Source organism: Halomonas sp. H10-59, from assembly GCF_040070555.1.
GTDB classification, from domain to species: domain Bacteria; phylum Pseudomonadota; class Gammaproteobacteria; order Pseudomonadales; family Halomonadaceae; genus Halomonas; species Halomonas litopenaei.
Genome location: NZ_CP098828.1, coordinates 985,810 through 1,010,690 on the forward strand (window position 1 = coordinate 985,810; position 24,881 = coordinate 1,010,690).

At 65.9% G+C, this 24,881-nt stretch carries 20 protein-coding genes and 1 tRNA gene; 4 read left to right on the forward strand and 17 right to left on the reverse strand.

From position 1 onward, the window contains the following. Positions 1-116 precede the first annotated feature (116 nt). The 11 genes from NFG57_RS04495 to NFG57_RS04545 all read right to left on the reverse strand — a co-directional run bounded on the left by NFG57_RS04495 (position 117) and on the right by NFG57_RS04545 (position 11,821). The gene (locus NFG57_RS04495; protein WP_348815483.1) at positions 117-1,763 is read right to left on the reverse strand and encodes a hypothetical protein; all 1,647 of its coding nucleotides are present in this window, start codon (positions 1,761-1,763) and stop codon (positions 117-119) included. Further along, complete coding sequence (locus NFG57_RS04500) at positions 1,760-3,397, reverse strand: VWA domain-containing protein (RefSeq protein WP_348815484.1); 1,638 nt, start codon at positions 3,395-3,397, stop codon at positions 1,760-1,762. The genes NFG57_RS04495 and NFG57_RS04500 overlap by 4 nt, the downstream gene beginning before the upstream one ends. Next, on the reverse strand, positions 3,394-4,461 hold the full coding sequence (locus NFG57_RS04505) for a VWA domain-containing protein (protein ID WP_222515566.1): 1,068 nt from the start codon (positions 4,459-4,461) through the stop codon (positions 3,394-3,396). The genes NFG57_RS04500 and NFG57_RS04505 overlap by 4 nt, the downstream gene beginning before the upstream one ends. Next, positions 4,458-4,985, reverse strand: a complete 528-nt coding sequence (locus NFG57_RS04510) for a DUF4381 domain-containing protein (protein ID WP_222515565.1) — start codon at positions 4,983-4,985, stop codon at positions 4,458-4,460. The genes NFG57_RS04505 and NFG57_RS04510 overlap by 4 nt, the downstream gene beginning before the upstream one ends. Beyond that, the gene (locus tag NFG57_RS04515) at positions 4,978-6,015 is read right to left on the reverse strand and encodes a DUF58 domain-containing protein (RefSeq protein ID WP_222515564.1); all 1,038 of its coding nucleotides are present in this window, start codon (positions 6,013-6,015) and stop codon (positions 4,978-4,980) included. The genes NFG57_RS04510 and NFG57_RS04515 overlap by 8 nt, the downstream gene beginning before the upstream one ends. A 108-nt stretch (positions 6,016-6,123) precedes the next feature. Next, on the reverse strand, positions 6,124-7,122 hold the full coding sequence (locus NFG57_RS04520) for a MoxR family ATPase (RefSeq protein WP_222515563.1): 999 nt from the start codon (positions 7,120-7,122) through the stop codon (positions 6,124-6,126). Further along, positions 7,119-8,123 carry an HAD family hydrolase gene (locus tag NFG57_RS04525; protein WP_222515562.1) on the reverse strand — a complete coding sequence of 335 codons (1,005 nt, stop codon included), beginning with the start codon at positions 8,121-8,123 and terminating at the stop codon, positions 7,119-7,121. Before NFG57_RS04525 ends, NFG57_RS04520 begins: the two co-directional genes overlap by 4 nt. A gap of 99 nt (positions 8,124-8,222) precedes the next feature. Next, positions 8,223-9,776 carry an arylsulfatase gene (locus NFG57_RS04530; protein WP_108131420.1) on the reverse strand — a complete coding sequence of 518 codons (1,554 nt, stop codon included), beginning with the start codon at positions 9,774-9,776 and terminating at the stop codon, positions 8,223-8,225. A 470-nt stretch (positions 9,777-10,246) separates the two neighbouring features. Continuing rightward, positions 10,247-10,323 (reverse strand) — tRNA-Arg (locus NFG57_RS04535). A 139-nt stretch (positions 10,324-10,462) separates the two neighbouring features. Further along, positions 10,463-11,149, reverse strand: coding sequence for a haloacid dehalogenase type II (locus NFG57_RS04540; protein ID WP_045994170.1), 687 nt, complete (start codon positions 11,147-11,149; stop codon positions 10,463-10,465). Positions 11,150-11,266: 117 nt separating this feature from the next. Continuing rightward, a complete protein-coding gene (locus NFG57_RS04545) occupies positions 11,267-11,821 on the reverse strand; it encodes a carboxymuconolactone decarboxylase family protein (RefSeq protein ID WP_108131421.1) in 555 nt (184 codons plus the stop codon). Positions 11,822-12,057: 236 nt separating this feature from the next. Between NFG57_RS04545 and NFG57_RS04550 the strand changes: the two genes are divergently transcribed. Then, positions 12,058-12,654, forward strand: a complete 597-nt coding sequence (locus NFG57_RS04550) for a TetR/AcrR family transcriptional regulator (RefSeq protein ID WP_213227637.1) — start codon at positions 12,058-12,060, stop codon at positions 12,652-12,654. 93 nt (positions 12,655-12,747) lie between these two features. On the opposite strand, the gene NFG57_RS04555 is transcribed toward NFG57_RS04550, so the two are convergent. Together NFG57_RS04555 and NFG57_RS04560 are read right to left on the reverse strand one after the other, a co-directional pair. Further along, on the reverse strand, positions 12,748-15,954 hold the full coding sequence (locus tag NFG57_RS04555; RefSeq protein ID WP_261395028.1) for an efflux RND transporter permease subunit: 3,207 nt from the start codon (positions 15,952-15,954) through the stop codon (positions 12,748-12,750). Further along, entirely contained in the window at positions 15,951-17,474 is a 1,524-nt protein-coding gene (locus tag NFG57_RS04560; protein WP_348815486.1) for an efflux RND transporter periplasmic adaptor subunit, read from the reverse strand. Before NFG57_RS04560 ends, NFG57_RS04555 begins: the two co-directional genes overlap by 4 nt. A gap of 130 nt (positions 17,475-17,604) precedes the next feature. Here NFG57_RS04560 and NFG57_RS04565 point away from each other — a divergent pair, with 130 nt between their 5' ends. After that, on the forward strand, positions 17,605-18,573 hold the full coding sequence (locus NFG57_RS04565) for a LysR family transcriptional regulator (RefSeq protein WP_222515560.1): 969 nt from the start codon (positions 17,605-17,607) through the stop codon (positions 18,571-18,573). A gap of 53 nt (positions 18,574-18,626) precedes the next feature. Here NFG57_RS04565 and NFG57_RS04570 read toward each other — a convergent pair whose 3' ends face one another. Then, entirely contained in the window at positions 18,627-19,544 is a 918-nt protein-coding gene (locus NFG57_RS04570) for a TIGR03571 family LLM class oxidoreductase (protein ID WP_348815488.1), read from the reverse strand. 460 nt (positions 19,545-20,004) lie between these two features. Between NFG57_RS04570 and NFG57_RS04575 the strand changes: the two genes are divergently transcribed. Then, positions 20,005-20,382, forward strand: a complete 378-nt coding sequence (locus NFG57_RS04575; RefSeq protein WP_045994728.1) for a YkvA family protein — start codon at positions 20,005-20,007, stop codon at positions 20,380-20,382. On the opposite strand, the gene NFG57_RS04580 is transcribed toward NFG57_RS04575, so the two are convergent. The 3 genes from NFG57_RS04580 to NFG57_RS04590 all read right to left on the reverse strand — a co-directional run bounded on the left by NFG57_RS04580 (position 20,383) and on the right by NFG57_RS04590 (position 23,652). Continuing rightward, positions 20,383-21,393 carry a zinc-dependent alcohol dehydrogenase family protein gene (locus NFG57_RS04580; protein ID WP_261395027.1) on the reverse strand — a complete coding sequence of 337 codons (1,011 nt, stop codon included), beginning with the start codon at positions 21,391-21,393 and terminating at the stop codon, positions 20,383-20,385. 162 nt (positions 21,394-21,555) lie between these two features. Then, a complete protein-coding gene (locus NFG57_RS04585) occupies positions 21,556-22,467 on the reverse strand; it encodes a LysR family transcriptional regulator (RefSeq protein WP_222515558.1) in 912 nt (303 codons plus the stop codon). Between the two features lie 330 nt (positions 22,468-22,797). Then, positions 22,798-23,652, reverse strand: coding sequence for a DUF4437 domain-containing protein (locus tag NFG57_RS04590; protein WP_222515557.1), 855 nt, complete (start codon positions 23,650-23,652; stop codon positions 22,798-22,800). 199 nt (positions 23,653-23,851) lie between these two features. On the opposite strand from NFG57_RS04590, the gene NFG57_RS04595 reads away from it, so the two are divergent. Beyond that, complete coding sequence (locus tag NFG57_RS04595; protein WP_045994731.1) at positions 23,852-24,781, forward strand: LysR family transcriptional regulator; 930 nt, start codon at positions 23,852-23,854, stop codon at positions 24,779-24,781. Positions 24,782-24,881: the final 100 nt, after the last annotated feature.

Consider the following 24,881-nt stretch of genomic DNA (forward strand, 5'->3'; position numbering starts at 1 on the left):
AAAGCGCTGGTGTCAGCGTCGACGAAAGCGCTGGTGCGGGCCCTGTGGACTCGACGCTCGGAAGGAGCGTCGCAAGTCGAGCACGCAGGCATCGAAGAAAGGATAAACGGCCAGGTTCACGCATTACGTCGGGTCACTTGTGCAGTCGGGTTCAACGCCGTCAGGCGGTCGTGGGCAAGCTGTCGGTTTGCAGGGCGCGATGATGCAAGCTCTCGTGCACTTGGCAGGGCCTGTGCCAGGCGTTGCCAGAGGGATTCTTTATTGTCCATGCCATCGCCTTCGCCGCCGCCGTCGCCACCAGTATCGCGAAAACCTGCCGCTGGCTTGGCGATCTCGCGGTCGGGACCGAGGCGGGCGCGACACAGGGCGTCGAGTCGGTTGGCAAAGCGGGCGCGCGCTTCGCTATTGCTGTCCAGATGGGGTTCCAGGGCCTCCCAGTGTCGGCGCACCGCGACCAGGTCGCGGGCATCGAGGGATCGCTTCAGACGCTGAAGCCCGGCCACGCCGCTGGCCTCGCGACGCTGGCGCTGTTGTTGCTGGTGATATTGCCAATGCGCACGCACCTTGGCACCGATGGCAAGGCGCCGCCACAGCCAGGTGGCGAGCGACACCAGCAACACCAGTCCCAGCAGCCAGGGCAAGACGCCGAGAACGAGGCGGGCCCAGTCCTCTGCGCTGCGTGCGGCGCGGGGTGCCGAGACGCTGACCTCGATTGGCGCAAGCTCGGCCTGCTCCAGGCTGTCGCTTTCGGGATCGTACCAGCGCAGCGAGACTCCGGGCAGAGAACTCTTGCCGCCAGTTTCGGCCACATAGGTCACCCGGTCGGTACGGGTGCCGCCATCGCTGGACTCTTCAAGGCGTGGTGTCTCGGGATAGACCCCGAGCGGGGCCATCGCTGTCTCGTCGCCTGCCTCCTTGGCCGTTGCAGATAGCAGGTCGGGCAGCAGCAGGGCGCTGCCGCCGCTCAGTCGCGCGGTGACCGTGCGGGTGACGCTGTCGCCGGCCTCGAGCTCGATGGGGCCGCTGTCGCCGTCGGCATCGTCTTGCTCCGGTGACTGTCGGTCGTCGCCCGCGTTTTCGGTGTCGTCAGCATCACCATCGTCTCCCTTCTGGCCCTGCGCCTGCTCACCGTTCTCTCCGCTCTTGCCGCTCTTGCCGCTCTTGCCGTTCTCACCCGCTCGCACGATCTCGAGCGTCTGGGTCAGCTCGATGTCGCGGGCCGACAGATAGGGGTCGAGTCCCTCGGCGGCCTCGGGCAGCCGGGCCGTCAGGGTCACGGGTGGCAGGGTGAGACGTTGCTGGGTCGGGGAGTTGTCCTCGGGAGAGGCGTAGGTGACCTCGAGGCTGCCGCTGCCCAGCTCGAAGCGTCCGGCGGACAGTGGCGTCAGGCGATAGCGGCGCGATACACCGGACCAGGTCTTTCCATCGACGCGCTGGCTGGTCGGGGTGGTGGCGCGATCGCCCAAGGTCACCCTGAGCCCCGGCTGGTCCAGGCTCGGAAAGGTCACCGGCTCAGGCATCCAGGTGGGTACCAGCACCTGGACACGCAGCTCGGCGCTGTCGCCGGGCGCCAGCTCCTGTGGCTCGAGTTCGACCGTGAGCCGGACCGGGGACGAGCTGGTATCCGCCGCTGTCGCTGCGGCCGAGCAAAGCGTCGACATCAGCGCCAGAGACGACAGCAGCAACGACAGCAGCATGAGCCCCGCCAGACGCGGCGCACTCTTGCCAGGGCGCGAGGCGCGGCTGACGCGACGTGGGTTCATGGCGCCGTCTCCCTGTCGTTGTCGCTATCGCTATCACTATCAGAGCTAGCGGGAGCCTGCGCCTCGATGGCGAAGCGCTGGCGCAAGAAGTCGCTGGTATCGGTGTCCAGGGTCTCGATCCACTGCTCGGCGGTGATCTGCTGGCCAGGTTCCTCCACCGGCTGTTCGGTGTCCTCACCCCGGGCCTCTTCATTGTCGAATACCACGTCGTCGGCGCCGATGCCGAGCTCCTCGCCGGTATCGGACTGCTCACGGGTGTCCTCGACGTAGGCGAGAATCTCCCTGGCCAGTTCCAGGTTGCGTTGACCTTCGGGATAGTCGGGGTCGCGCTCGAGCACCGTCTCGAAGGCGTCGATGGCGGGGCGGTACTGACGATTCTTGATCAGCGCCAGACCCTGGGTGAAGGCAGCATCGGCGCTGTCGAGCCGTTCGAGCACCTCGACCGCCGCCTGGTACTGGCCATCGCGGTAGAGCGCATAGCCGAGCCAGGCCGGATCCTCGAAGTGGCGGGCCGCACGGCCGTAGTCGTTGTGTTCGGCCCACCATCGGCCCTGCTGATCCGGCGTCAGAAAGGCGTCCGCGAGGCCCTGGGTCAGCCTTCCCGCCAGGCTGGTGTCGAGGGTCTCGGTGGCCCGGGACGCCTCCTGGGCCAGGGCCGGCGTGACGGGCCCGGCCCACAGCACCGGCAGCAGCGCCAGGCCGGACAGGCCGAGCTGCCAGCCGCGGCGAAAGCCCAGCAGAGCGAGCAGCGCCGCCGGCCAGGCCAGCCATACGCCGCGATCCTCCCAGGCCAGGCGGTCGTCATCGCGTAGCGCTTGCTGGTAGGTGGCGGCCAAGCGGCGGGTGATCTCGTCCACGTCGGCGTCGTCAACGCTCAGCCCCACGCGGGTCGCACCCGCCACCGACGCCGTGCTTGTCCCGGAGCTGCCGGGAGCGTTCATGTCCAGCACCAGCAGGGTGTCATCCTCGCCGAGACCGGCCGTGACGGAACCCTGGGCGGTGACACCATCGCTCACCAGCAGTACCGCGCCGGGAAGCCCTGCGTTGTCGCGTCGAGCCCCGTCGAGCACGCTGGCGGCAAGCGCCAGCGCTTGCCCGGCGGCGTCGCCGTCTTCCGGCATGACGTCGCTGGAAAGCCCCTCGAGGTAGGGCGTGACCAGCGCCGGGTCGTCGGTCAGCGGCACCACCTGGTGGGCACTGCCGGCGTAGGCGATCAAGGCGGTACGGGCGCCGTCGCGACGCTCGAGCAAGGTCTGGATCTTGTGCTTGGCGCGCTCCAGGCGGCTTGGTGGCACGTCGCTCTGGTCCATGCTGGCGCTGACCTCCAGCACCACCACCAGCGGGGCGCTCTGGGCGATCAGCGGGTTGGGCATGCGCGTCCAGGCGGGGCCGGCAACGCCCAGGACCAGCAGGATGGCCAGCAGCGCCAGGGTGTCCAGCGGCCGCAGTCGGCGGCGGTCGTGCCCATCGGCACGCAGGGCAGATGCCAGGTGGGGGGCAAAATGGTCGCCGCCGATGTCCGCCGAGGGGATCCGTCGGCGCCACCACCACAGCACCACCACCAGCGGCAGCAGCAGGCACCACAGTGGACGCAGCAGGTGCAGCGCAGAGAGACCGTCGAGCCACTCGCTCATGGCGTGCCCTCCTGCGTGTTGTCACCGCGGCTGGTATCAGGGTGTTCGGCGACGTCTGTCCGGGCATCTGCCTTCCCGCCAGGGGGATCGCCAGCCGTCCGTGAGCGGACCAACTGCCGGCGATCGAGTGCCAGGGTCAGCAGCACCAATGCCGCCGCCAGAGCGAGCGGCCAGTGACTCAGCGAGCGGTGCTCGCGATAGCTGTGGGTGGCGACCTCACGCGGTGCCAGTTCATCGATCCGCGCGTAGATGGCGGCAAGCGCCTGCTGGTCGGTGGCGGTGAAGAAGGCGCCGTCGGTGATCTCGGCGATGGCCTCGAGGGTTTCGCTATCGACGCGGTTTTCGCCGCTGCCCTGGGGGTCACCCATGGCGATGGTGATCACCCGCACGTCGCGCTCGGCGGCGATGGAGGCGGCGTTGATGGGGCTCATGCGGCTGCCGGTGTCGGCGCCGTCGGACAGCAGGATCAACAGCCGCTGTTCCACGTCGCTTGCCTCGAACTGGCGGATGGCCAGACCCATGGCGTCACCCAGCGCGGTATGCGGGCCGGCCATGCCGACCTCGGTCTGGTCGAGCAGCGTGGTCAGCGTCTTGAGGTCCTCGGTCAGCGGCGCCTGGACGTAGGCCCGCGAGCCAAACACGATCAGCGCCAGACGCTCGCCCTCGCGATCGGCGACGAAGTCGGCGATGACCTCCTTGACCGCCGCCAGGCGCTGGCGGGGCTCACCCTCGGCATCGATCAGGTCGGACTCATCCATGCTGCCGGAGATGTCCACCGCCAGGATCAGGTCGCGGGCGGCGCTCTGCCAGACGATGGGTTCGCTGAGTTTCTCCGGACGGGCCAGGGCCAGCACGATCAGGCCCCACACCAGCGCCTGTGTCAGCCGAGCCAGCGGCGAGCGCTGGCGGCCGCGTGGAACCGAGACACCGGCGGCCTCCACCAGTCGCTGAAAGAACGGCAGGCGCAGCGCTGCCAGCCGTTGGCGGTGGGCTGGCAGCAGCCAGTAGGCCAGTAAAGGTAGCGGCAGCAGGGCCAGCGCCCAGGGCGTCGCCAGTTCGATCATGACGCCGACTCCTGGGGAATATCGCGACGGTGGTGGCGGATCCAGCGTCGGCTCAGTGCCACGAGTTCCGCCGATGGGGGGGTGGTGCCGTCTGTCGTGGTGGCCCGGTAGGGCGCCGTGGACAGCTCCTGGCCCAGCGGGCCGTCGAAGTGCGGGGTGCGTCTGTCGCCCAGGCTTGCATCGAGAAAGCGCCACCAGCGCTGACCGGTCAGGCCGGCGACACGCTCCCGCGGGTAGGCAGAGAGGGCGGTCCGCCTGAGGATTTCCGCCAGGGCGATCGCTCCTTCGTCATCCAGGCGCTGGTCGAGCTCGATCAGGGCGGCGCGGCGATAGGCATCGGCACGCCAGCGCAGATACCGACGGATGCCCCATAGCGTCAGTAGCGCCACTATCACGACGGCCAGCAGCGACCAGCCCCAGGTCTGGGGTATCCAGGGGATCGCAGGGGGAACCGGTGCCTCGGACAGCTGATCGATCAGGTCGGGCAACATCACGATATCGTCGTTGCTCGCAGCGCTACTCATCGCGGCCCCCTGTCGCCGGGTCATCGCCAGCGTCTGAACCAGCAGCACCCTCGGACGGCAGCCCAAGCAAGGTACGCAGCTGGGGCAGGGTGGGTGAGCCAGCAGACAGCGACGCCAGGCCCACGCCAAGCTGTCGTGACCAGCGCTCAAGCTGCTGGCGGCGCTCCCTGGCCACGCTTTCCAACGCCCGGCGCTGATCGGCGTCGGAGGTATCAAAGCGGGCGTGGCGCTGACCGTCGGTGGCCACGCAGGCGAGGTCGTCAGGCAAGCGCTCGGACAAGGGGTCGCTGACCGCCACCAGCATCAGGTCATTGTGGCGGCGGATGGCGCCGAGCAGCGCTTCGGTGCGCGGGCCCGGAACGTCGAAATCGCTGAGCAGGATGATCAGGTGGTCACGGCTGGCCAGGCGTGCCACCGACGTCAGTACCTGATCCAGCGAGGTCGGCGCGGGTGCCTTGCGCTGTGGATGCAAGGCCTGGTTGGCCTGGGCCAGGGCGCTCAGGTAGCGCATCAGCTGGGCCCGGGAGCGACGCGGTCGGAACTCTTCGACGGCCTCGTCGCTGACCACGATGCCGCCCACCCGGTCGCCCTGCTCCAGCACAGCGAAGCCCAGCAGCGCGGCGGCTTCGGCGGCGGTGACCGACTTCATGGCGTGGCGGCTGCCGAAGAACATCGACATGCGCTGGTCGACCACCAACAGGGCGGGGCGATCGCGCTCTTCGGTGAACACCCGTACATGGGGAGTGCCGGTGCGCGCGGTGACCCGCCAGTCGATGTTGCGCACGTCGTCCGATGGCTGATAGTCGCGTAGTTCAAGGAAGTCCAGGCCGCGCCCCCGGAGGTGCGAGCCATGGCGGCCATTGAGCACGCTGCGAGCCGGCTGGCGCGGCAGCAGTCGCAGGCGGCGGCCCTGGGGTTCCAGCGCCGTCAGCTGGGCCAGGTCCAGGTGCACGCGCGGATCCAGCGTGGTTCGCTCCGTGGAGCCGGGCACCGTCCGGGAAGCCGGGTGTCTGGCGAATGGCAGGCGCATCGATACCTCTTGTCCAGGGATCCGTCCCTTGCCGGGGCGAGGCTCACGCCGTGGCGAAGTCTGGCGGCTAGAAGGCGTGTACGGACCGGGTTTGCACGAGACCAGGCCTCAGGGGAGCGCCACGCAGCCAAGCAGGGTGGCGACCGCGTCGTCGGCGCTGAAGCCCTGGCCCTGGGCCTCGAAGCTCAGCCCGATGCGGTGGCGCAGCACCTCCGGAGCCACCTGCTGGACGTCCACCGGATCCACGTAGTCGCGGCCTTCGAGCCAGGCGTGGGCGCGGGCGCAACGGTCGAGCGCCAGCGAGGCGCGCGGGCTGGCGCCGAGTTCGATGTAGCGGGCCAGGTCGTCGCTGAAGTCCGCCGGGTGACGGGTGGCGTCCACCAGCGTGGCCATGTACTGCTCCATCGGCTCGGCCACGTGCAGGGCGGCGATCTCGCGGCGGGCGGCGAAGATCGCCTCCTGGGCCAGGGCCACGGGGACCTGAGCAGTAGCGTCGCCGGCGGCCGGGCTTGCCTCGCGATTGTTGGCCTGCTCTTCCTGACGCACCAGGCGAATCACCTGAACCTCTTCCTCGCGGCTGGGGTAGTCGACCCGCACATGCATCATGAAGCGGTCCATCTGCGCCTCGGGCAGCGGGTAGGTGCCTTCCTGCTCGATCGGGTTCTGGGTGGCCAGCACCATGAACAGCGCCGGCATCTTGTGGGTCGTGCCGCCCACCGTGACCTGGCGCTCCTCCATGGCCTCGAGCAGGGCCGACTGTACCTTGGCCGGGGCGCGGTTGATCTCGTCGGCCAGCACCAGATTGGCGAACAGCGGGCCCGGGTGAAAGCGGAATACCGCGCCTTCCTCGCCCTGATGGTAGACCTCGCTGCCGGTCACGTCGGAAGGCAGCAGGTCGGGCGTGAACTGGATACGACTGAAGTCGGCCTCCAGGTGGCGCGCCATGGCCTTGACCGCGCGGGTCTTGGCCAGTCCCGGCAGGCCTTCGATCAGCAGGTTGCCGCCGGCCAGCAGGCCGATCACCAGCCGCCGAATGACGTCGCGCTGGCCGATGATCGACTCGCCGATGGCGGCCTCGAGTCCCTTGATGTCGTCGTTGAGGCTCATGGTTTCTCCGGGTAAAGGCGTTGCCAGTCGCGGGCCATGTCGATCAACTGCCAGTCGCGCGCTTCAGCCTGTTCCAGGCCATCGGCCAGACGTCCGATATGGCTGTCGCTGTCGTAGGCGACCTCGCGCTCGCCATCGGTGTGGTGAACCAGCACGCCAAGGCGCGGGCCTTCGCCCTCGGTGGTCCAGATCAGCATCGGCACGTCGCCGTCTGAGTTGCCCACGGCGAGAATCGGGCGCTGGCCCAGATGGCGGTTGATCGATATCACCTTGCCGGGGCCGTCATCGAGCCAGATGTCGCCGCCGCGCTTGTAGAGCTGCGGATCGTCTTCGAGATCGACCAGTTCCATCTCGCCGGTACTGCCGATGATGTTCTGGGGCGGCACGCCATAGACGTCGCTGGCGAAGACGCGCATGAACTCGAGCCCGCCACCGGAGACGATGTAGGTCGAGAAGCCGTGGTCGCGCAGATAGCCGAGCAGTTCGAGCATCGGCTGGTAGACCATGTCGGTGTAGAAGCGGCCGGTCGCGGGGTGGGTGGCGTTGGCCAGCCAGTCGCTCACGTCCTGCTGGAAGTCACTCAGCGACAGGTCCTGGTGGGACAGCGACAGCAGCGCCTGGATGCCTTCCTCGCCGGCCTCCAGCAGGGTGTCGATGTCACCTTCGGCGGCGGCCTTCTTGAGCGGCGTGTCGAGCGCCTCGGGGTCGGTCTCGCTGGCGCGGTCCAGGGCGTAGAGCAACTGGGTGTAGGCGGGCTGCTCACTCCACAGGGTGCCATCGTTGTCGAACACCGCGATGCGTCGCTCCTGTGGCACGAAGTCATCGTTGTCCGGATCGCTGGTGGACTCGACAAAGTCGACGATGGTGCTCTTGCTGTGACCGGCATTCCAGGAAGGCAGCGGGTCGGCCAGTGCCATCGCAGGAAGCAGAGACAACAGTACCGCGGGCAGCAGCGTTGCCAGTGACTGTCGTTGGAGGATGCTCGGATTAGGGGGATTCATGCACTCGGTTCCTTGAGAGAATGGAACGGGCTCTTCGACCCGTCTTTTTTCACCGACGAGCCGCCCCCGGGGGAGCGGCTCGTGGCGTTCAAGCCGGCGTCAGTGAACGCTGGCGGGCTGTTCCAGGGCTTCCATTACCTGATCCAGACTGAAACTTGCTGCCTTCATGCGTGGCGGAAACTCCTTGAAGGTCTCCAGGAAGTTTGCCACATAGGACTGGGCGGGCAGGGCCAGGAAGGAGTGATCCAGCAACCAGTCATAGTAGGTGTTGGAGGTCAGCTGAGCACGCTCGTAGGGATCGCGGCGCAGGTTGAACATCAAGGGGACACGCAGCGGGGTGAAGGGGTTCGCCCACACTTCGAAGGTTCCCTCGATGCGCTGCTCCATGAACACCAGCTTCCAGTCATCGTAGCGCAGCGCGGTCAGGTCACCGTCATCGGAGAAGTAGAACACCTCATGACGCGGGCCTTCCTCACTTTCCCCGGTGAGCAGAGGCAGGAAGTTGTAGCCGTCCAGATGTACGTTGTACTCGCGACCGATGGCCTGAACGCCACCCTCCAGCAGGTCCTGCTTGATGGAATCGTTGCCGACGGCGGCCATGAAGGTCGGCATCCAGTCCATGTGGTGCATGACCTCGTTGGAGATGGAGCCTTCCTCGATCTGACCTGGCCAGCGGACCATGGCGGGTACCCGCCAGCCGCCTTCCCAGTTGGTGTTCTTCTCGCCGCGAAACGGCGTCATGCCAGCGTCGGGCCAGGTATTCATGTGCGGCCCGTTGTCGGTGGAGTAGAACACGATGGTGTTGTCGGCGATGCCCAGCTCGTCAAGCTTGTCGAGGAACTGGCCGACGTGCATGTCGTGCTCGACCATACCGTCGGCGTATTCGTTCTGACCGGAGATACCGCGCAGCTCGTCCTTGACGTGGGTACGGAAGTGCATGCGGGTGGCGTTCCACCAGACAAACCAGGGGGTGCCCTCGGCGGTCTTGCGCTCGATGAAATCCAGCGCCGCGGCGGAGGATTCTTCGTCGATGGTCTCCATTCGCTGGCTTGTCAGCGGTCCGGTGTCCTCGATCTGCCCGTCGGCGCTGGACTTGATCACCCCACGGGGTCCGAAGGCCTCGCGGAAGGTGCGGCCGTCCGGCATTTCCATGTCGGCAGGGTAGTCCGGATGCTCGGGCTCTTCCTCGGCGTTGAGGTGATAGAGGTTACCGAAGAATTCGTCGAAACCGTGATTGGTCGGCAGGTGTTCGTCGCGATCGCCCAGGTGGTTCTTGCCGAACTGGCCGGTGGCGTAGCCTTCGGCCTTGAGCAGGGCGGCGATGGTCGGGTCCTTCTCGCTGATGCCCTGAGCGGCGCCCGGCAGGCCGACCTTGGATAGCCCTGTGCGAAACACGCTCTGGCCGGTGATGAAGGACGAGCGGCCGGCGGTGCAGGACTGTTCACCATAGTAGTCGGTGAACATCATGCCTTCGTCGGCGATGCGGTCGATATTGGGGGTCTGGTAGCCCACCAGACCGTGGGTGAAGGCCGAAATGTTGGACTGCCCGATATCGTCGCCCCACAGCACCAGAATGTTGGGTTTGGACGAGTTTCCATTGTCCTGCTGCTGGGAGTCATTCTCCTGGGCAAGCACCGACGTGGACATCGTCATGATAAGGCTGGCCGCTAGATAACCGCTCCAGCGTTGCGCTCTGTTGCGATAAGGACTGAATGCGAACACCGTCTGTCTCCCTGACCCGGTCACGTACCACGATGACCAGTGATTTGACGCGATGAGAGGCTCCAAGGGAGCCCGATCGCTCGAGTATAGGAGGAGTTGTTGACGATTCAGTGCAACAGAAGAGGTAAGGAGGGGGAGGATAATCAGGGTAAGGAGAGAAAGCGTTTCATCGCGGCGAGAAAGACCGATGTTGGCGGACGTTTCGCGACAAATACAAGGAGTTGCTGGATTGTCGTATTTTTGTAAAAAAGTGTTTTGATGACGCGGTCGACGTCGGTACAAAGATCGGAAGGGCGTCGAACGAAAGGTCAGTTAGAAAGGTCAGGCAGAAAGGCTAGACAGAAAAGCCAGACAGAAAGGCCAGAAAGAAAAGACAGACAAGATACAAGAAAGACAATCGATGGCGCGCCCGGGAGGATTCGAACCTCCGACCACCTGATTCGTAGTCAGGTACTCTATCCAGCTGAGCTACGGGCGCGCAGATGCCGCAGGGGATGCGGCGTCGAGAGGCTGCGCATGGTAGAGCAAAGAATGTGATTTCGCAAGGTGTCTTCGGGAGGCAGTACCAGGCCCGGCCTGCGGGACTGGCCGCCGAATCAAGTGGCGGAGCTGCTTGATCAGGAACCAATCAACCGATCCGCCAACTTGCCGATATCGTCGACACTGTAGTCCGGTACCGGGACGCCATCCGCCGGCAGCATGGCGTTGTAGGGCCGGAGCACCAGTGCACCCTGCCAGCCGGCGGCCTGGGCGCCGATGGTATCCCACAGGTGGCAGGCAATCAGGCACAGTCTAGATGGCGGTGTCTGCATGGCCTCGGCGACCTGGGCGTAGGTGTCCGGCGCGGGCTTGAACTTTTTGACCTGGTCGACGCTGAATGAGCGTTCGAAATACTCGGCCAGTCCTGCCTTTTCCAGCGGCGTGGGGCCAGCGCCCGGTGCCGAGTTGGTCAGGGTGACCAGGCGAAAGCCGGCCTGGCGAAGCCGCTCGAGTGCCGGGGCCACGTCGGGGTGCGCCGGCATGGAGCCGATGCGCTCACCCAGTTCGTCGAGATCGTTCTGCTCGAGGGTGACCCCGTGAATCTCGGCGGTCATGCGCAGGGCGCCTGCGCCGAGCTGACCGAAGGGCGTATAGAGTCCCGACAGGGTCATCGACTGGGAGTAGAGGATCAGTTGGGCGAACCATTCGCGCAGCATCGCCGGGTCGCCGAACAGCCGATCGAACAGCGGCTCAAGGTGGGTCAGGTCGAGCAACGTCTCGTTGACGTCGAAGACCAGCACGTCGGGGCGTTCTGGGGCAGTCATGGCGTCTCCTTGATCGAGTCCGTCGCGATCGACGGGGCCTTCGGTGGCCTCGGCCAGTCACCACGACCAGTCACCTCGACAGGACGCCACAGAGGCGTCCTGTCGATAGGGTGGTCGTTACTCGGCCTTCTTCCAGTCGAACTTGGCGAAGGGTTCGTCCACCGGGGTGTTGGCCAGGTGATTGGTGTAGTTGCTCATGACCTTCTGGGACAGGGCCAGGATCACTTCGAGCACCTGGCGCTTAGTGTAGCCGGCGTCGAGGAAGGCCTGCACGGCGTCGTCATCGACGTTGCCACGTTCGCGCACGACCGACAGGGTGAAGGTACGCAGCGCTTCGAGGCGCTCGTTGGGCAGCGGGTCTTCGTTGCGCAGGGCGTCGGAGACGGCGTCATCCACTTCCATCTGCTTGGCGATGGCGGTGTGGGCCGGCACGCAGTAGTGGCAGTTGTGCTCGACGTTGATGGTCTGCCACACCACGGTGGTTTCCTCGGCATCGAAGGAGGAATCCAGGAATAGCTGGTGCAGGCGCTGGTAGCCTTCCAGCAGGCCCGGTGCCTCGGCCATGACCGCGTGCAGGTTGGGGATCATGCCAAAGGCGTTGACCGAGTTGTCGAGCAGTGCCTGGCTCTCTTCGGGGGCGCTTTGCTTGTCGTGGAGGCTAAAGTCGGTCATCGGGTTCTCCTGTGTGATGGCGCCTGTGGCAAGGCCGCAGACCGTTGCAGACCGGGGCGTTGCACGCGCCATTGATTCCGAATTTTTTGAGCGATTGCTCAAAATTGGCCGCCAGCAGGCCCTGCTGAAAGCCGTTCGGGCATACTCTAGCTATACCTGAGCGATCACTCAAGTTAAAATTTGAGCAGTTGCTCAATTTTCTGAAGGCCGTACCGGCCACGACACCGGACCCATCCATGCCGCGCGCGACACTACATAACCGTCAGGATTCGCTGGAACGTGCCCTGCACCTGTTCTGGCAGAAGGGGTTCCACGCCACCTCGCTCAAGGACCTGGAACGCACCCTCGATATGCGGCCGGGCAGCATCTATGCCGCCTTCGGCAGCAAGGATGCGTTGTTTCAGGAGGCGCTGGAACGCTATGCCCGGCTCGGACTGGTCGAGCTCGAGCGTACCCTGGCCGAGTACGACTCGCCCTTGTCGGGGCTGGCCGCCTACCTGCGCAAGCTGGGCTGTCTGCGGGACCAGGAGCTTCCCAGCCGGGCCTGCATGCTGGTGAAGAGCCTGCTGGAGCTGGGCGAGCGAGAGCAGGCGGCGCTGGGCAAGGCCGAGGCCCTGCTCGAGGCCATGGAAGCCTGCTTCGTCGAGCAGTTTCGCGCCGCCAAGGACGCCGGCGAGCTTGAACCGAGCGCCGACCCGGTGCGCCTGGGACGGCGGCTACAGGCCGAGGTGATGGGCCTTCGCGCCTACGCCCAGCGCGAGGTCGATAGCCAGGCAGTGCACGCCCTGGCGGACGATATGGCCCGGTCGATCGAAGCGCTGCGGCTTCCCTGAACGCGGCGCGCCTGTTCTGATGCACGTCCGCCAATGGTGGGCCGCCTGCCGAGTCCGACGCAGGTAACGCCAGACTCGGCAGCGGGCAGGGCGTCAGGAGGCGGAAGGTGATGTCGCCTCGGCTGTCGCGGTATCGCTATCGGTATCGCTATCGCCTGAGCGTGGCCGGCGACGTTCCACCAGGCGACGCACGCCCACATAGAACAGCGGGGTCAGCAAGAGCCCGAACAGGGTCACCCCGATCATCCCGTAGAACACCGCCACGCCCATCGCCTGACGCATTTCGCTGCCCGCACCGGAGGCCAGCATCAGCGGGATGACGCCTGCGGTGAAGGCCACCGAGGTCATCAGGATCGGCCGCAGGCGCAGGCGGCAGGCGGTCAGCACGGCGTCCAGTCGCGACTGTCCCTGGCTCTGCTGCTCGCGGGCGAACTCCACCAGCAGGATGGCGTTCTTGCAGGCCAGCGCCACCAGCACGATCAAGCCGATGCGGGTGAAGATGTTGTTGTCACCGCCGGTCAGCCACACACCGGCCATGGCCGACAGCAGCGTCATCGGCACGATCAGGATGATCGAGAACGGTAGCGACCAGCTCTCGTACTGGGCCGCCAGCACCAGGAACACCAGCAGCACCACCAGCGGGAAGACGTAGATCATGGTGTTGCCCGCCAGCACCTGCTGGTAGGTGACCTCGGTCCACTCGTAGGCCACGCCGGCCGGCAGGGTGGTGGCCAGCACCTCCTCGATCGCCTGCTTGGCCTGGTCACTGGACATGCCCGGCGCCGGCGAGCCGTTGATGTCGGCGCTGACGAAGGTGTTGTAGTGCATGACCCGGTCCGGCCCGGTGGTCGGGCTGATCTCGACGAAGCTGCCCAGCGGGATCATCCGGCCGTCGTTGCTGCGCACCTTGAGCTGGCGGATGGCCTCGGCGTCCAGGCGGTATTCGGCGTCGGCCTGGGCGCGTACCTGATAGGTCCGGCCGAAGCGGTTGATGTCGTTGACGTAGAGCGACCCCAGGTAGATCTGCAGGGTGTCGAACACCGCGTCCAGCGAGACATTCATCACCAGCGCCTGCTCGCGGTCCACCTCCACGTCGTACTGCGGCACCTGGATGCGATAGCTCGAGTAGACACCGGCCAGCCGCGGGTCCTGATTGGCGGCGCCGACCACCGCCTGGGTCGCCTCGAACAGCCCGTCGAAGCCGACGTTGCCGCGGTCCTGCAGCTGCAGCTTGAAGCCCCCGGTGGTGCCGAGGCCAAGGATCGGCGGAGGCGGGAACACCGCCACGTAGGCCTCGTCGATCTGGGCGAACTGGGCATTGAGGCGGGCGGCGATGGCGCCGGCCGAAAGCTCCGGCGACTGGCGCTCATCGAAGGGCGCAAGCGGGGTGAAGACGATGCCCGAGTTGGAGGCATTGACGAAGCCATTCACCGAAAGACCGGGGAAGGCCACGGTGTTGGCCACGCCCGGCGTTGCCAGGGCGATCTCCTGCATCTCGGCGAGCACCTCGCTGGTGCGCTCGAGGCTCGCGGCGTCGGGTAACTGGGCCATGGCCACCAGGTATTGCTTGTCCTGGGACGGAATGAAGCCGCCGGGGACCTCCTGAAACAGCTTGCCGGTGAGTCCCAGCAACGCCAGGTAGCCGAGACCGACGATCAGCCCGAAGCGCAGCAGGCGACGAATCAGCCCGGTGTAGCCCCGCGACATGGCAGCGAAGGCCCGGTTGAAGGGGCTGAACAGCCAGCGGCCGAACAGGGCGTCGATCAGCCGGGTCAGCCAGTCGGGCTTCGCCCCGTGGGGCTTGAGCAACAGCGCCGACAGCGCCGGTGACAGGGTCAGCGAGTTGAACGCCGAGATCAGCGTCGAGATGGTGATGGTCAGCGCGAACTGCTGGTAGAACTGTCCGGTCAGACCGCTGATGAAGGCGGTCGGCACGAATACCGCGGTCAGTACCAGGGCGATGGCGATGATCGGCCCGGTGACCTCGCTCATAGCGATGCGGGTGGCCTCATAGGGCGAGTGGCCGAGTTCGATATTGCGCTCGACGTTCTCCACCACCACGATGGCGTCGTCCACCACGATGCCAATCGCCAGCACCAGGCCGAACAGTGACAGCGTATTGATCGATACGCCGATCAGCTGCATCACCGCGAAGGTGCCGATCAGCGAGACCGGCACCGCGATCAGCGGAATCAGCGATGCTCGCCAGGTCTGCAGGAACAGCACCACCACGACCACCACCAGCAGCACCGCCTCCAGCAGCGTATGCACCACCGCCTCGATGGAGCCGCGCACGAACACGGTGGGGTCGTAGACGATGTCGTAGTCGACGCCGTCGGGGAAGGTCTCGGCGGCCTCGGCCATATAGTCGCGCACGCCATCGGACAGGGCGATGGCGTTGGAGCCCGGACGCTGGAACACCGGCAAGGCCACCGCGTCCTTGCCGTCGAGCTGGGCGCGCAGGGCGTACTGGTCGGCACCGAGCTCCACCCGGGCGACGTCGCCCAGGCGGGTGATGCGGCCGTCGTCGTCCACCCGGATCACGATCTCGCGAAATTCTTCAGGCGAAGACAACCGTCCCTTGACGTTGAGCAGACGCTGGAACTGGCTCTCGCGCGGGGCCGGCTGGGCGCCCAGGCTGCCGGCGGCGACCTGCTGGTTCTGTTCACGCAGTGCCGCCACCACGTCGCTGGCGCCGAGGCCCCGGGAGGCGATGGCGTCCGGGTCGAGCCACACCCGCATGGCGTACTCGCCGGCCCCGAACAGGCCGACGTCACCCACACCCTCAAGGCGCGCGATGTCGTCCTGGAGGTTCAGCCGCGCGAAGTTCGACAGCCATAGCTGGTCGTAGCGCCCATCCGGTGAGGTCAGGTGGACCACCATGGTCAGGTTGGGTGACGACTTCTCGGTGGTCACCCCCAGCGCCTGGACCTCCTGGGGCAGGCGAGGCGTGGCGCGGGCCACCCGGTTCTGGACGTTGACCTGGGCCTGGTCCAGGTCGGTGCCGAGGGCGAAGGTCACGGTCAGCGTCAGGTTGCCGTCGGCGGTGGACTGGGAGTCCATGTACAGCATGCCCTCGACCCCGGTGATCTCCTGCTCCAGCGGGGTGGCCACGGTCTTGGCGATGACCTCCGGATTGGCGCCGGGGTAGTTGGCCTTGACCACCACGGTGGGTGGCACCACCTCGGGATACTCAGAGACCGGCAACTTGAACAGCGCCAGGCTGCCGGCCACCACGATCAGGATCGACAGCACCGCAGCGAATACCGGGCGTCGGATAAAGAAGTTCGACAGGTTCATGTGCGCGCAGGCTCCTGGTCGAGGTGCTTGGCGTCGGCGGCCAGCGTGCCCGCATCGCCAGTGGTGTCGCCCGAGGCGGCATCGGTAACGGGGCCGGGGACCAATTCAGAGACAGACGCAGTGGGGGAGCCGGGCGCGGCGTCGAGGCGTTCGGCCAGGCGACGGGTACGCTCTCGCAGTTGCTCCAGCGGGGCGCGGTCGGGGCCGTCGACCAGCGCAGGAGAGATCGCCATGCCGGGGCCGAACTTCGAAGGACCGGCGGCGACCACGGACTCACCGCCCTCGAGCCCTTCGCTGATCTCGCGCCAGGCCCCGAAGCGGGCGCCGGTGGTGACCTTGCGGTAGGCGAGTTTGCCCTGTTCGTCGGCGACCAGTACAAAGTTGGCGTCGAGGTCGGTGCCGACGGCGCGGTCGGGCACCAGCACCCCATCGCGATGGCGGGCGGCAGCGATCTGCACCCGGGCGAAGGCGCCGGGGCGCAGCGAGGGATGCCCGGCGTCGAAGCGAGCTCGCACCCTCAGGGTGCCGGTCGCCTCATCGACCCGGTTGTCGATAAAGTCGAGCTCGCCCTGGTAGGCGAAGTCGTCCTGGCCGGCCAGCTGCAGTTCTACCGGCCAGCCCTGATCGGCGGTGATCTCGGCAAAGTCGCGGTTCCAGCTGCGCTCGTCGATATCGAAGTAGGCGTCGACCTGGTCGGTGCTGACGATGGTGGTCAACACGCTCTGGCCGGCGCTGACCACGTTGCCCACCGTCAGGTCGGCGCGGGAGACGCGACCGCTGATCGGTGCGCTGACCTCGGCGTGGGCCAGATCGAGACGAGCACTGTCGAGCTGTGCCTGCAGCGAGGCGACCTCGGCATTCTGGGCCTGGGCACTGGCGCGCCGGGCCTCGGCTTCCTCGCGGGCCATCAGGTTGCGCCCGACCAGCTGATTGGCACGGTTGGCCTCACCGTTGGCGCGGGCCAGCTCGGCCCTGCCCCTGGCAAGCCCCGCCTCCAGCTCACGCACCCGCGCCTCGAAGGGCGCCAGGTCCAGGCGAACCAGCGGTTGGCCCTGTTCGACCAGGGAGCCTTCCTCGAACAGAATCTCGGCCACCTGACCGGTGACCCGGGGACGCAGGGTGACACGCTCGGGAGCCTCGAGGCGGGTGGTGTAGCGATACCAGTTCGAGACCGGCTGACGCACCGCCTGGACCACCTCGACCCGAGGCGCGGGCGCAGAGCCCGCGCCATTGGCAGCGTCACCCTGTCCGCCCTGACCTTCGCCGGGTTGGCAGGCTGCCAGCAACAGCGCCAGGGCGGCGAGCCCCAGGCCTCGGGCCAGGCGACGTATTGCACGAGGTGTCTTACGCGGTGCTGTACGACGTGCCGTGCGACTCGCCTTGCGATGTCCAGTGCGGCCAGCGCTATCGGCACCCCCTCGAGCAGGCAGGTCGTCAGACTCCGAGGGCGATACGGCAAGCGCAGGGGAGGGGGCAGGCGACACCACCTGGGGGTCGCACGGGGGGCGTTGGTCGGACATCTGGCGACTCCTGAGCAAAAGGTTCGCCAGTGTAATCCTCGATCGAGACTTGTATTAGACCGGTTGGTCGCACATTATTGATGCCAAATATGCACGCATCTGTGCGCTTGTACCTTCTGTGGAGACCTTCATGGACCAACCGAGTCGTCTGCTGCTTCTGGTCGATGTGGCCGAGCTTGGCAGCTTTTCCGAGGCCGCCAAGCGCCGCGAATTGGATCGCTCGGTGGTGTCCAAGCATATCGCGCGCCTCGAGCAGGAGCTGGGGGTGCGCCTGCTCAATCGCTCCACGCGCTCGCTGTCACTGACCCAGGCGGGGCAGGCCATGGTGCAGCAGGGGCGTGAGCTGCGTGACTGGATGTACCACACCCAGGCGCTGGCCGAGAACATGCAGCAGCTGCCGAGCGGACGGCTTAAGGTGAGCGCCCCGGGCATCCTCGGCCGCTGCCTGGGCTTCGAGGCGATGCGACGCTTTCGCCAGCACTATCCCGATGTGCAGGTGGACCTGCAGTTGGAAGAACGACGGGTCGACGTGATCGGTGAAGGCTACGACCTGGTGCTGCGGGTCGGCGACCTGAAGGATTCCAATCTGGTGGCCTCGCCACTGGCGCCCAATCATCTGTTGATCGGCGCCAGTCCCGCCTTTATCGAGCGCCATGGTGAGCCACGAGACCTCGCCACCCTGGCCCGGCTGCCGGCGTTGACCTTCAGCTCACAGCAGTTCCAGCTCGACTATCTGCCTTACCTGGATGACCAGGGGCGGGAGCAGAAGCTGCCGCTCAATAGCCAGGTGCGCACCAGCGAGGCCGAGGTGATCAAGCGCGGGGTGATGGAAGGCATGGGCATCGGGGTACTGCCGGCATTCGCCATGTACAACGAGGTCAGCGACGGACGTATCGTGCCGCTGATGACCGACCTGGCACTGCCGGAGTTCGGCGTCATCACGCTGCTCTATCCCCACCGCGAGATGCCGCTGCGTACCCGGCGCTTTATCGAGATTCTGCGCGAGATGGTCGGCTCGCCACCCCAGTGGGAGGCACGCATCCCCGGCTTTGCCGAAATGTACGGCAAGGGCACTGGTGGGATGGGCCTGGCGTCCTGAGTGTGGCAAGGGTGACGAGCCGGCTGTTAGTCGCACGTCGCTGCGCGGTGAGCCTAGCCAGCATCGAAGGCCGGCAACACTTCCTCGGCCAGGCGATGCAGGGTCTCTTCCACCGGCGCCTGGTTGCGGCGCAGGTTCAGGCCGATGTGATTGACGCCGGCGGCCTGCATGGCCTCGAGCTCGGCGATCAATCCCTGGCTGCCAACCCTCAGCCCGAAGCGGTGGCGGCGAGGCGGTTCGTCCGCGCGCTCGGCCAGGTCCAGGTGCAGGAAGCTGATGTAGGGCTTGTCGCCGGCCACCTCGCGCCACAGGCCGACCCGACGGCGGTGGTCCTCCGGCGTGCCGGGGTAGGCCAGCCAGGCATCCATGTGCTGACCGACCCAGTCCGGGCGCTGCTGGGCCAGACCGGCCACCAGCAGGGGCGGTGGCGTCGCCATCGGCAGCAGCGCCTGGCCGGCGCCCAGCCGCGCATCCTGATCGCCCCTCAGCACCGCGACGGCGTCGCGGAAGGCCTCACCACGCTGCTCGAAGGGTATTCCGAACAGCGGATATTCAACCGGACGGTCACCGCTGGCGACACCCAGCAGCAGCCGGTCACCGCTGAGCTGTTGCACGCTGGCGGCGGCCTTTCTGACCAGCCAGGGCATACGCAGCGGTAGCACCGCAGCGGCGGTGCCCAACAGTGCACGCTGCGTGGACGCCGCCAGATAGCCCAGGTAGGTGAACATCTCGAACACCTGACCGGCGTCGCCAAAGTGCGGGTCGTAGAGCGGTACATCGCGTAGCCACAGCGCACGAAAGCCGAGGCGATCGGCCAGCTGGACAGGGTTAAGGTGTTCGCTCAGATCGGGGACGCCGAAGGCGCGACCATCGCGCAGGCGGGCGGCTTCACCGGCGGGGCTCCAGTCATTGTCCAGCGCCAGCTCCAGGCCCAGGGTCAAGGGGCCACTGGTCAGTCGTTGCAAGCTCATCTTGGCTCCTGCCTCGAGGGGAGGCGTATCAGTTCGATAGAACGCTAGGCGCTGTCCGAAAAGTCGACGAGCGAAGGTTAGACAAGGCAAAAAGCGGTGAGAAAGCGCAGTTTACGGGGTGTAAATGAGCATTTTGATCCGATTTTAACGCCGTATTACCGAGCGCAGGCACTTTTCAGACAAGCCCTAATCGTTGTAATGGAGTGTGGCGCCGTCAGTGGCGGGAAAAAAGAGGCTCGCGGCGGAATCACTTTTTCGTTTGCGGCAACAATCGACACGAAGCATCCGATGATGCTGGCGCAGGCACGGGGCAGGGCGACACCATTGAACCGATACCGGGAGTCCTGCTTCACTAGGACAGCGGTATCGGCGATAAAGGTATCGTCGATAATGGTATTGCCGACTGGGGCCGGCTCAGGGAAGGGCAGCGGGCGATGCCACAGCGCAACGGGAGGAAACAATGAAAGACGAGACAACCCAGCAGGTCATCCTGGCCGGAGAGCCGATCGAAGAGCACCAGGGCCACTATTCCGACGAGCGCTTCTGGGCCAAGGTCGGGCGCTACGCCAAGGCCGCCGGCGAGGTCACCCTGTCCCGGGCGCTGACGCTCTACTACGCCGCCCGGGACAAGGACACCCCCGTGTGGGCCAAGACCACCATCTACGGTGCGCTCGGCTACTTCATCTCACCGCTGGATGCCCTGCCGGATCTGACCCCGCTGGTCGGCTACACCGACGACATGGGCATGCTGGCGGTGGCACTGATGACCGTGGCGGCCTACGTCAAGGATGAGCACAAGGACAGGGCCAGCGCTACCTTGAAACGCTGGTTTTCCTGATCAGCCCTCGACCTCCACGACCACCTTGCCGACGGCCTTGCCCGAGGTGAGGTGGGCGTAGGCCTTGCCGACGTCGGCCAGGGCGAAGCGATTGTCGTCCACCAGCGGCGTCAGTGCCCCCGAATCGATGATCTCGGCAAGCGTCGACAGGATGGTGCCGTGCACTTCCCGACCGACGTTGTGGATCATCGGAATCAGCATGAAGATCACGTGCAGCGAGGCGCCCTTGAAGTGCGCCGGCGTCATGTCCAGTTCGGCCAGCGACATGGTCGTCGCCACCTGGCCGTTGAGCTTGACCGCATTGAAGGAGTTGATCAGGTTGGGGCCGCCGACGCTGTCGAAGATGACGTCGAAGCCGGCACCATCGGTGTGCTGGTTGACGTAGTCATCGACGCTCTGGGTCTTGAAGTCGATGGCGGTGGCACCGAAGCCTTCGATCAGTTCGCGCTGATGCTCTCCCGAACCGGTGGCGTAGACCTCACACCCCAGATGGCGGGCAAGCTGCACCGCCACATGGCCGACGCCACCGGCACCGCCATGCACCAGTACTTTATCGCCGGTCCCTGCGCCTGCGCGGGTCAGGCCTTCGTAGGCGGTGATGGCGACCAGTGGCAGGGCCGCGGCGTCACGCATCGACAGGGAACGCGGTTTGTGCGCAATCAGTCGGGCGTCGGCGAGCATGTACTCGGCCAGACTGCCCTGTAGGTCGGTGAGCCCGCCGGCGCAGCCGTAGACCTCATCACCCGGGGCGAAGCCGGTGACGCCTTCGCCGACTTCCTCGATGGTGCCGGCAAAGTCCATGCCGAGCACGGCGGGCAGATCCGGTGCGATCGGCAGCTCCTCCTGGCCCAGCTGACGGATCATGGTGTCGATGGTGTTGACGCTGGTGGCGGCGATACGCACCACCACCTGACCGGCGCTGACCTGGGGGCGAGACAGGGTGGCGGATTCGAACGGCGCGTCCTCGCCGTAGCGGTTGAGGACCATGGCGGACATCGATGAGGTGGACATTGTCGGTCTCCTGTAGAGGGTGTGAATCGATGCCTACAGGATTGCCGATGCCGCCTTGGAAAAAAACGCCATGACCCGGGAATCAGTTTCTGGAAATCGCTGACAGTGCGCGCCGGCTACGGCGTAGTACGGCTTAGTACGGCTTAGTACGGCGTAGTGCTGTCAGTGCCTGTCCCAGATCGGTGGTGTGCCGATCTTCTCCAGCAGGAAGTCGATGAACACCCGGACCTTGGCGGTCAGCACGTTGGCTTTCGGGTAAACCAGCCAGATGGCGGAATGATCGTCGACCTCGTGGTCGGGCAGAACCCTGACCAGCGTTCCCTGTTCCAGGTCCTTGTGGATGCTCCACAGCGCATGCATGGTGATGCCGGTGCCCGCCACCGCGGCCACCCTCATGCTGGCGCCATCGTCGCAAGTCACGCGGGGCTTGGCCCCGGCCGGGGGAAAGGTGTGAGGGGTGCGCATCCCGTTCTTCGATAACGCCCGCGGCGTGCCACCCTGAAAGGCCACCAGCCGATGGCTTTGCAGGTCCTGCGGCGTCCTGGGCACGCCGTGGCGCTTCAGGTAGTTGGGGGAGGCACACAGTACGCGCTTGTCGTCGGCCAGCTTGCGTGCCTTGAGGTTGCTGTCCTCGATCGGATAGTTGCGCAAGGCCAGGTCAAACCCACCCTCGATCAGGTTGGTCTGGGTATCCGACAGGCGCAACTCCAGGCTGACGCTGGGATAGCGTTCGAGAAATTCCGGCAGAATCGGCGCGACATAGAGCTGAGCGAAGGTGCTGGAGGCGGCAAATCGCAGGCGCCCGGTCGCCTCTTCGCTGTCCTTGCCGAGGGCGGCGAGCCCTGCGTCCTCCTGGGCCAGCATCTCCTTGGCGAAGGGAAGAAAGGCTGCCCCTTCCTGGGACAACGATACCTTGCGGGTAGAGCGATGCAGCAGGTCGGCGCCGACCTGATGTTCCAGCTTGGATAGTCGAGCGCTGGCGACCGCCGGCGCGATGCCGAGCTGGCGTCCCGCCGCGCTGATATTCAGCGTCTCGGCCGCCAGTACAAACAGGCGTAGTCCATCTGTGTCCATTCACTAGGCTCCCGGTGACGTTGATGGCCCCGGCACCAGCTTAAGGCAAGCGCCACGCCGCAGATAGCGCGGTTAGCTGCTGAGCCGAGGCAGGGCATGAAAGGGCCGCGTCGCGGTGGCGCTCCGGCGATGCCTTACCCATGCCTTACCCATGCCTCGGCGATGCCTTACCCTGCCTCGGCGATGCCTTCACCATGCGCAGCGCCCCCCGGCCGGGCCGGGCGGCAGCACCGAGCCGCCCCGGAGGGCAGAGGCGCGGTATCGAGCCTGCACGAATTTTTCCAGGAGGCCGGGAGGCCGGGGGCACGGCGAACGCGAGGCGTCAGCAGGTCAGCGCGAGGCGAAGTCGAAGCTGCCATCCGTGCGCAAGTAGAACAGGCATTCGGCGTCCGAGGTGCAGGTCAAGAGCGGAGCCGAGTCGTCATTCGCGCTGAAATAGCTGCCAGAGGGAAGCGGTGACGAGCCCTGAATATCGGCCCCGCTCAGTTCGGCGTCGCCCTGGATGACAACCGCGCGCAAGGTGTCGCCGTCCCCGCTGATGGTCCCCGAGGCTCCTGCCGGGATCTTCAGCAGGGAGCCGTTGGCTTCTCCGGGCGCGGTGCTTCCCCAGAGAAAGGCCACTTCGGCGCCCTTTTCCTGCGACTGGCCGGGTACCTCGAGCCAGTTGATGGCATCGGCATGCAGCCAGACCATATTGCCGGCTTCCAGGTTGACGGGTTTCTCGCCATTGTCGAAGGCCTGGTCCGAGGGCTGGACCAGGTAGGGGCCCTTCAGAATTTCCAGAAAGATGGTGGCGCCTTCTTCGGCGATGGCGGAGGTAATGTGGTCCTCGCCAGCCGGCTGTGTCCAGAACGACCCCGGACCCATCCACATAGTGGCGGCATCCGGGTCATCATTGTGCACGGCACCCTCGATGACGACCGCACGGTAGGTGATGTTGTGAATATGTGGGGGCGAGGCAAAGCCTTCCTTGAACTCGATGATGGCGCCACTGGGCACATCTTTGGTGATGTCGCCCCACAGCACGCTGGCCTGGGGACTGGCGTCGCCTCTGGCAGGGTTAAGTGGCTGTGGCGTCACCTCCGAGCGCAGCACCACCTCGGTGGCGGCGGTGGCCGGGCCGGCGATCGAGAGCGTTGCCATCGCAACGCCGGTGGCAAGCAAGGGGAAAGCAGACAAGCGCATGGGATCACTCCTGAGAAGACGCTGGTTGGACGGCGGGGCCGGAGCTTCGGAATGCAAGGGTCGGCAACCGAAGCCTCGTTCAAGGCACCGCAGGGAGGAGCATGGTTACCGGCCCAGCAGTGAGGCGATGAACGGTATCGGCTGGGGTTGGGGGGATAAACCGCCTATATTCGAAAAATAAATCCGGAGAATCCGAATAATGCTCGTCCACAACATGCGCCTCTTTCTGACCATCGTGGAAAAGGGCAGCCTGGTGGCGGCGGCCAGAGAGACGGGGCTTTCCAGTACCACCGTGTCCGAGCGCCTGGCGTCGCTGGAGCAGTACTTCGGCGTGGTGCTGATCAATCGCACGACCCGCTCCATCAGCCTCACCGAAGAAGGCCGTACCCTGGTCGAGGGCGCCAAGCAGGTGCTGGCAGAGCTTGAGGAGCTGGAATCCCGCATTCGTCATGGCGCCCAGACCCTGTCCGGGCCGATTCGCATCAGCGTGCCCATCGACTTGGGCCGCGGGGTGGTGTCCCAGGTGATGGCGAACTTTGCCCGCGAAAACCCGGATGTATCGCTCGAACTGTCGCTGTCGGACGGTTTCACCGATATCGTCGGTCAGGGCTTTGATCTGGCGCTTCGGTTCGGGCAAGTGCTGGACAGCAGCCTGCGCATTCGCCAGCTGGGATCGTTTCGCCGGATCGTCTGTGCCGCCCCTACCTACCTGGAGCGCCATGGCGTTCCTGGCATCCCCACGGAACTCGCACAGCACAACTGCCTGGTGATGCGTTTTGGTGCGGCGCTGGACAACGTCTGGAGCTTTGGGCCTGAGGACGCACCGCAGCAGGTGACGGTAAAGGGCAATCGGATCGCCAACGACGGCTCACTGGTGCGCCAGTGGGCGGTGGAAGGTCATGGCATCTGCCTCAAGTCCGAGCTAGACGTCCAGGAAGACCTTGAACAGGGACGGCTGGTGCCACTGCTCGAGGACGTGGCAGCGCCCCCCAAGCCCTTGCAGCTGATGTTTCCTCCCGCTCGCGACCAACCCCGGCGGGTGAAGGCGTTCGCCGAAGCGCTCTGCCAGGAGCTATCTGTGAGAGAGCAGGCCGTCACGGCCTACAGGGCTGGCAGAGAGAACCGGTAGAGAGAACCGGTAAAGAGAGCTGGTAGAGAGCTAGCAGAGGGAACTCTGGTACAGAGAGCTGGCACTGCCGGGCGTCTTGTCGGGGGAGAGAATGTGAGGG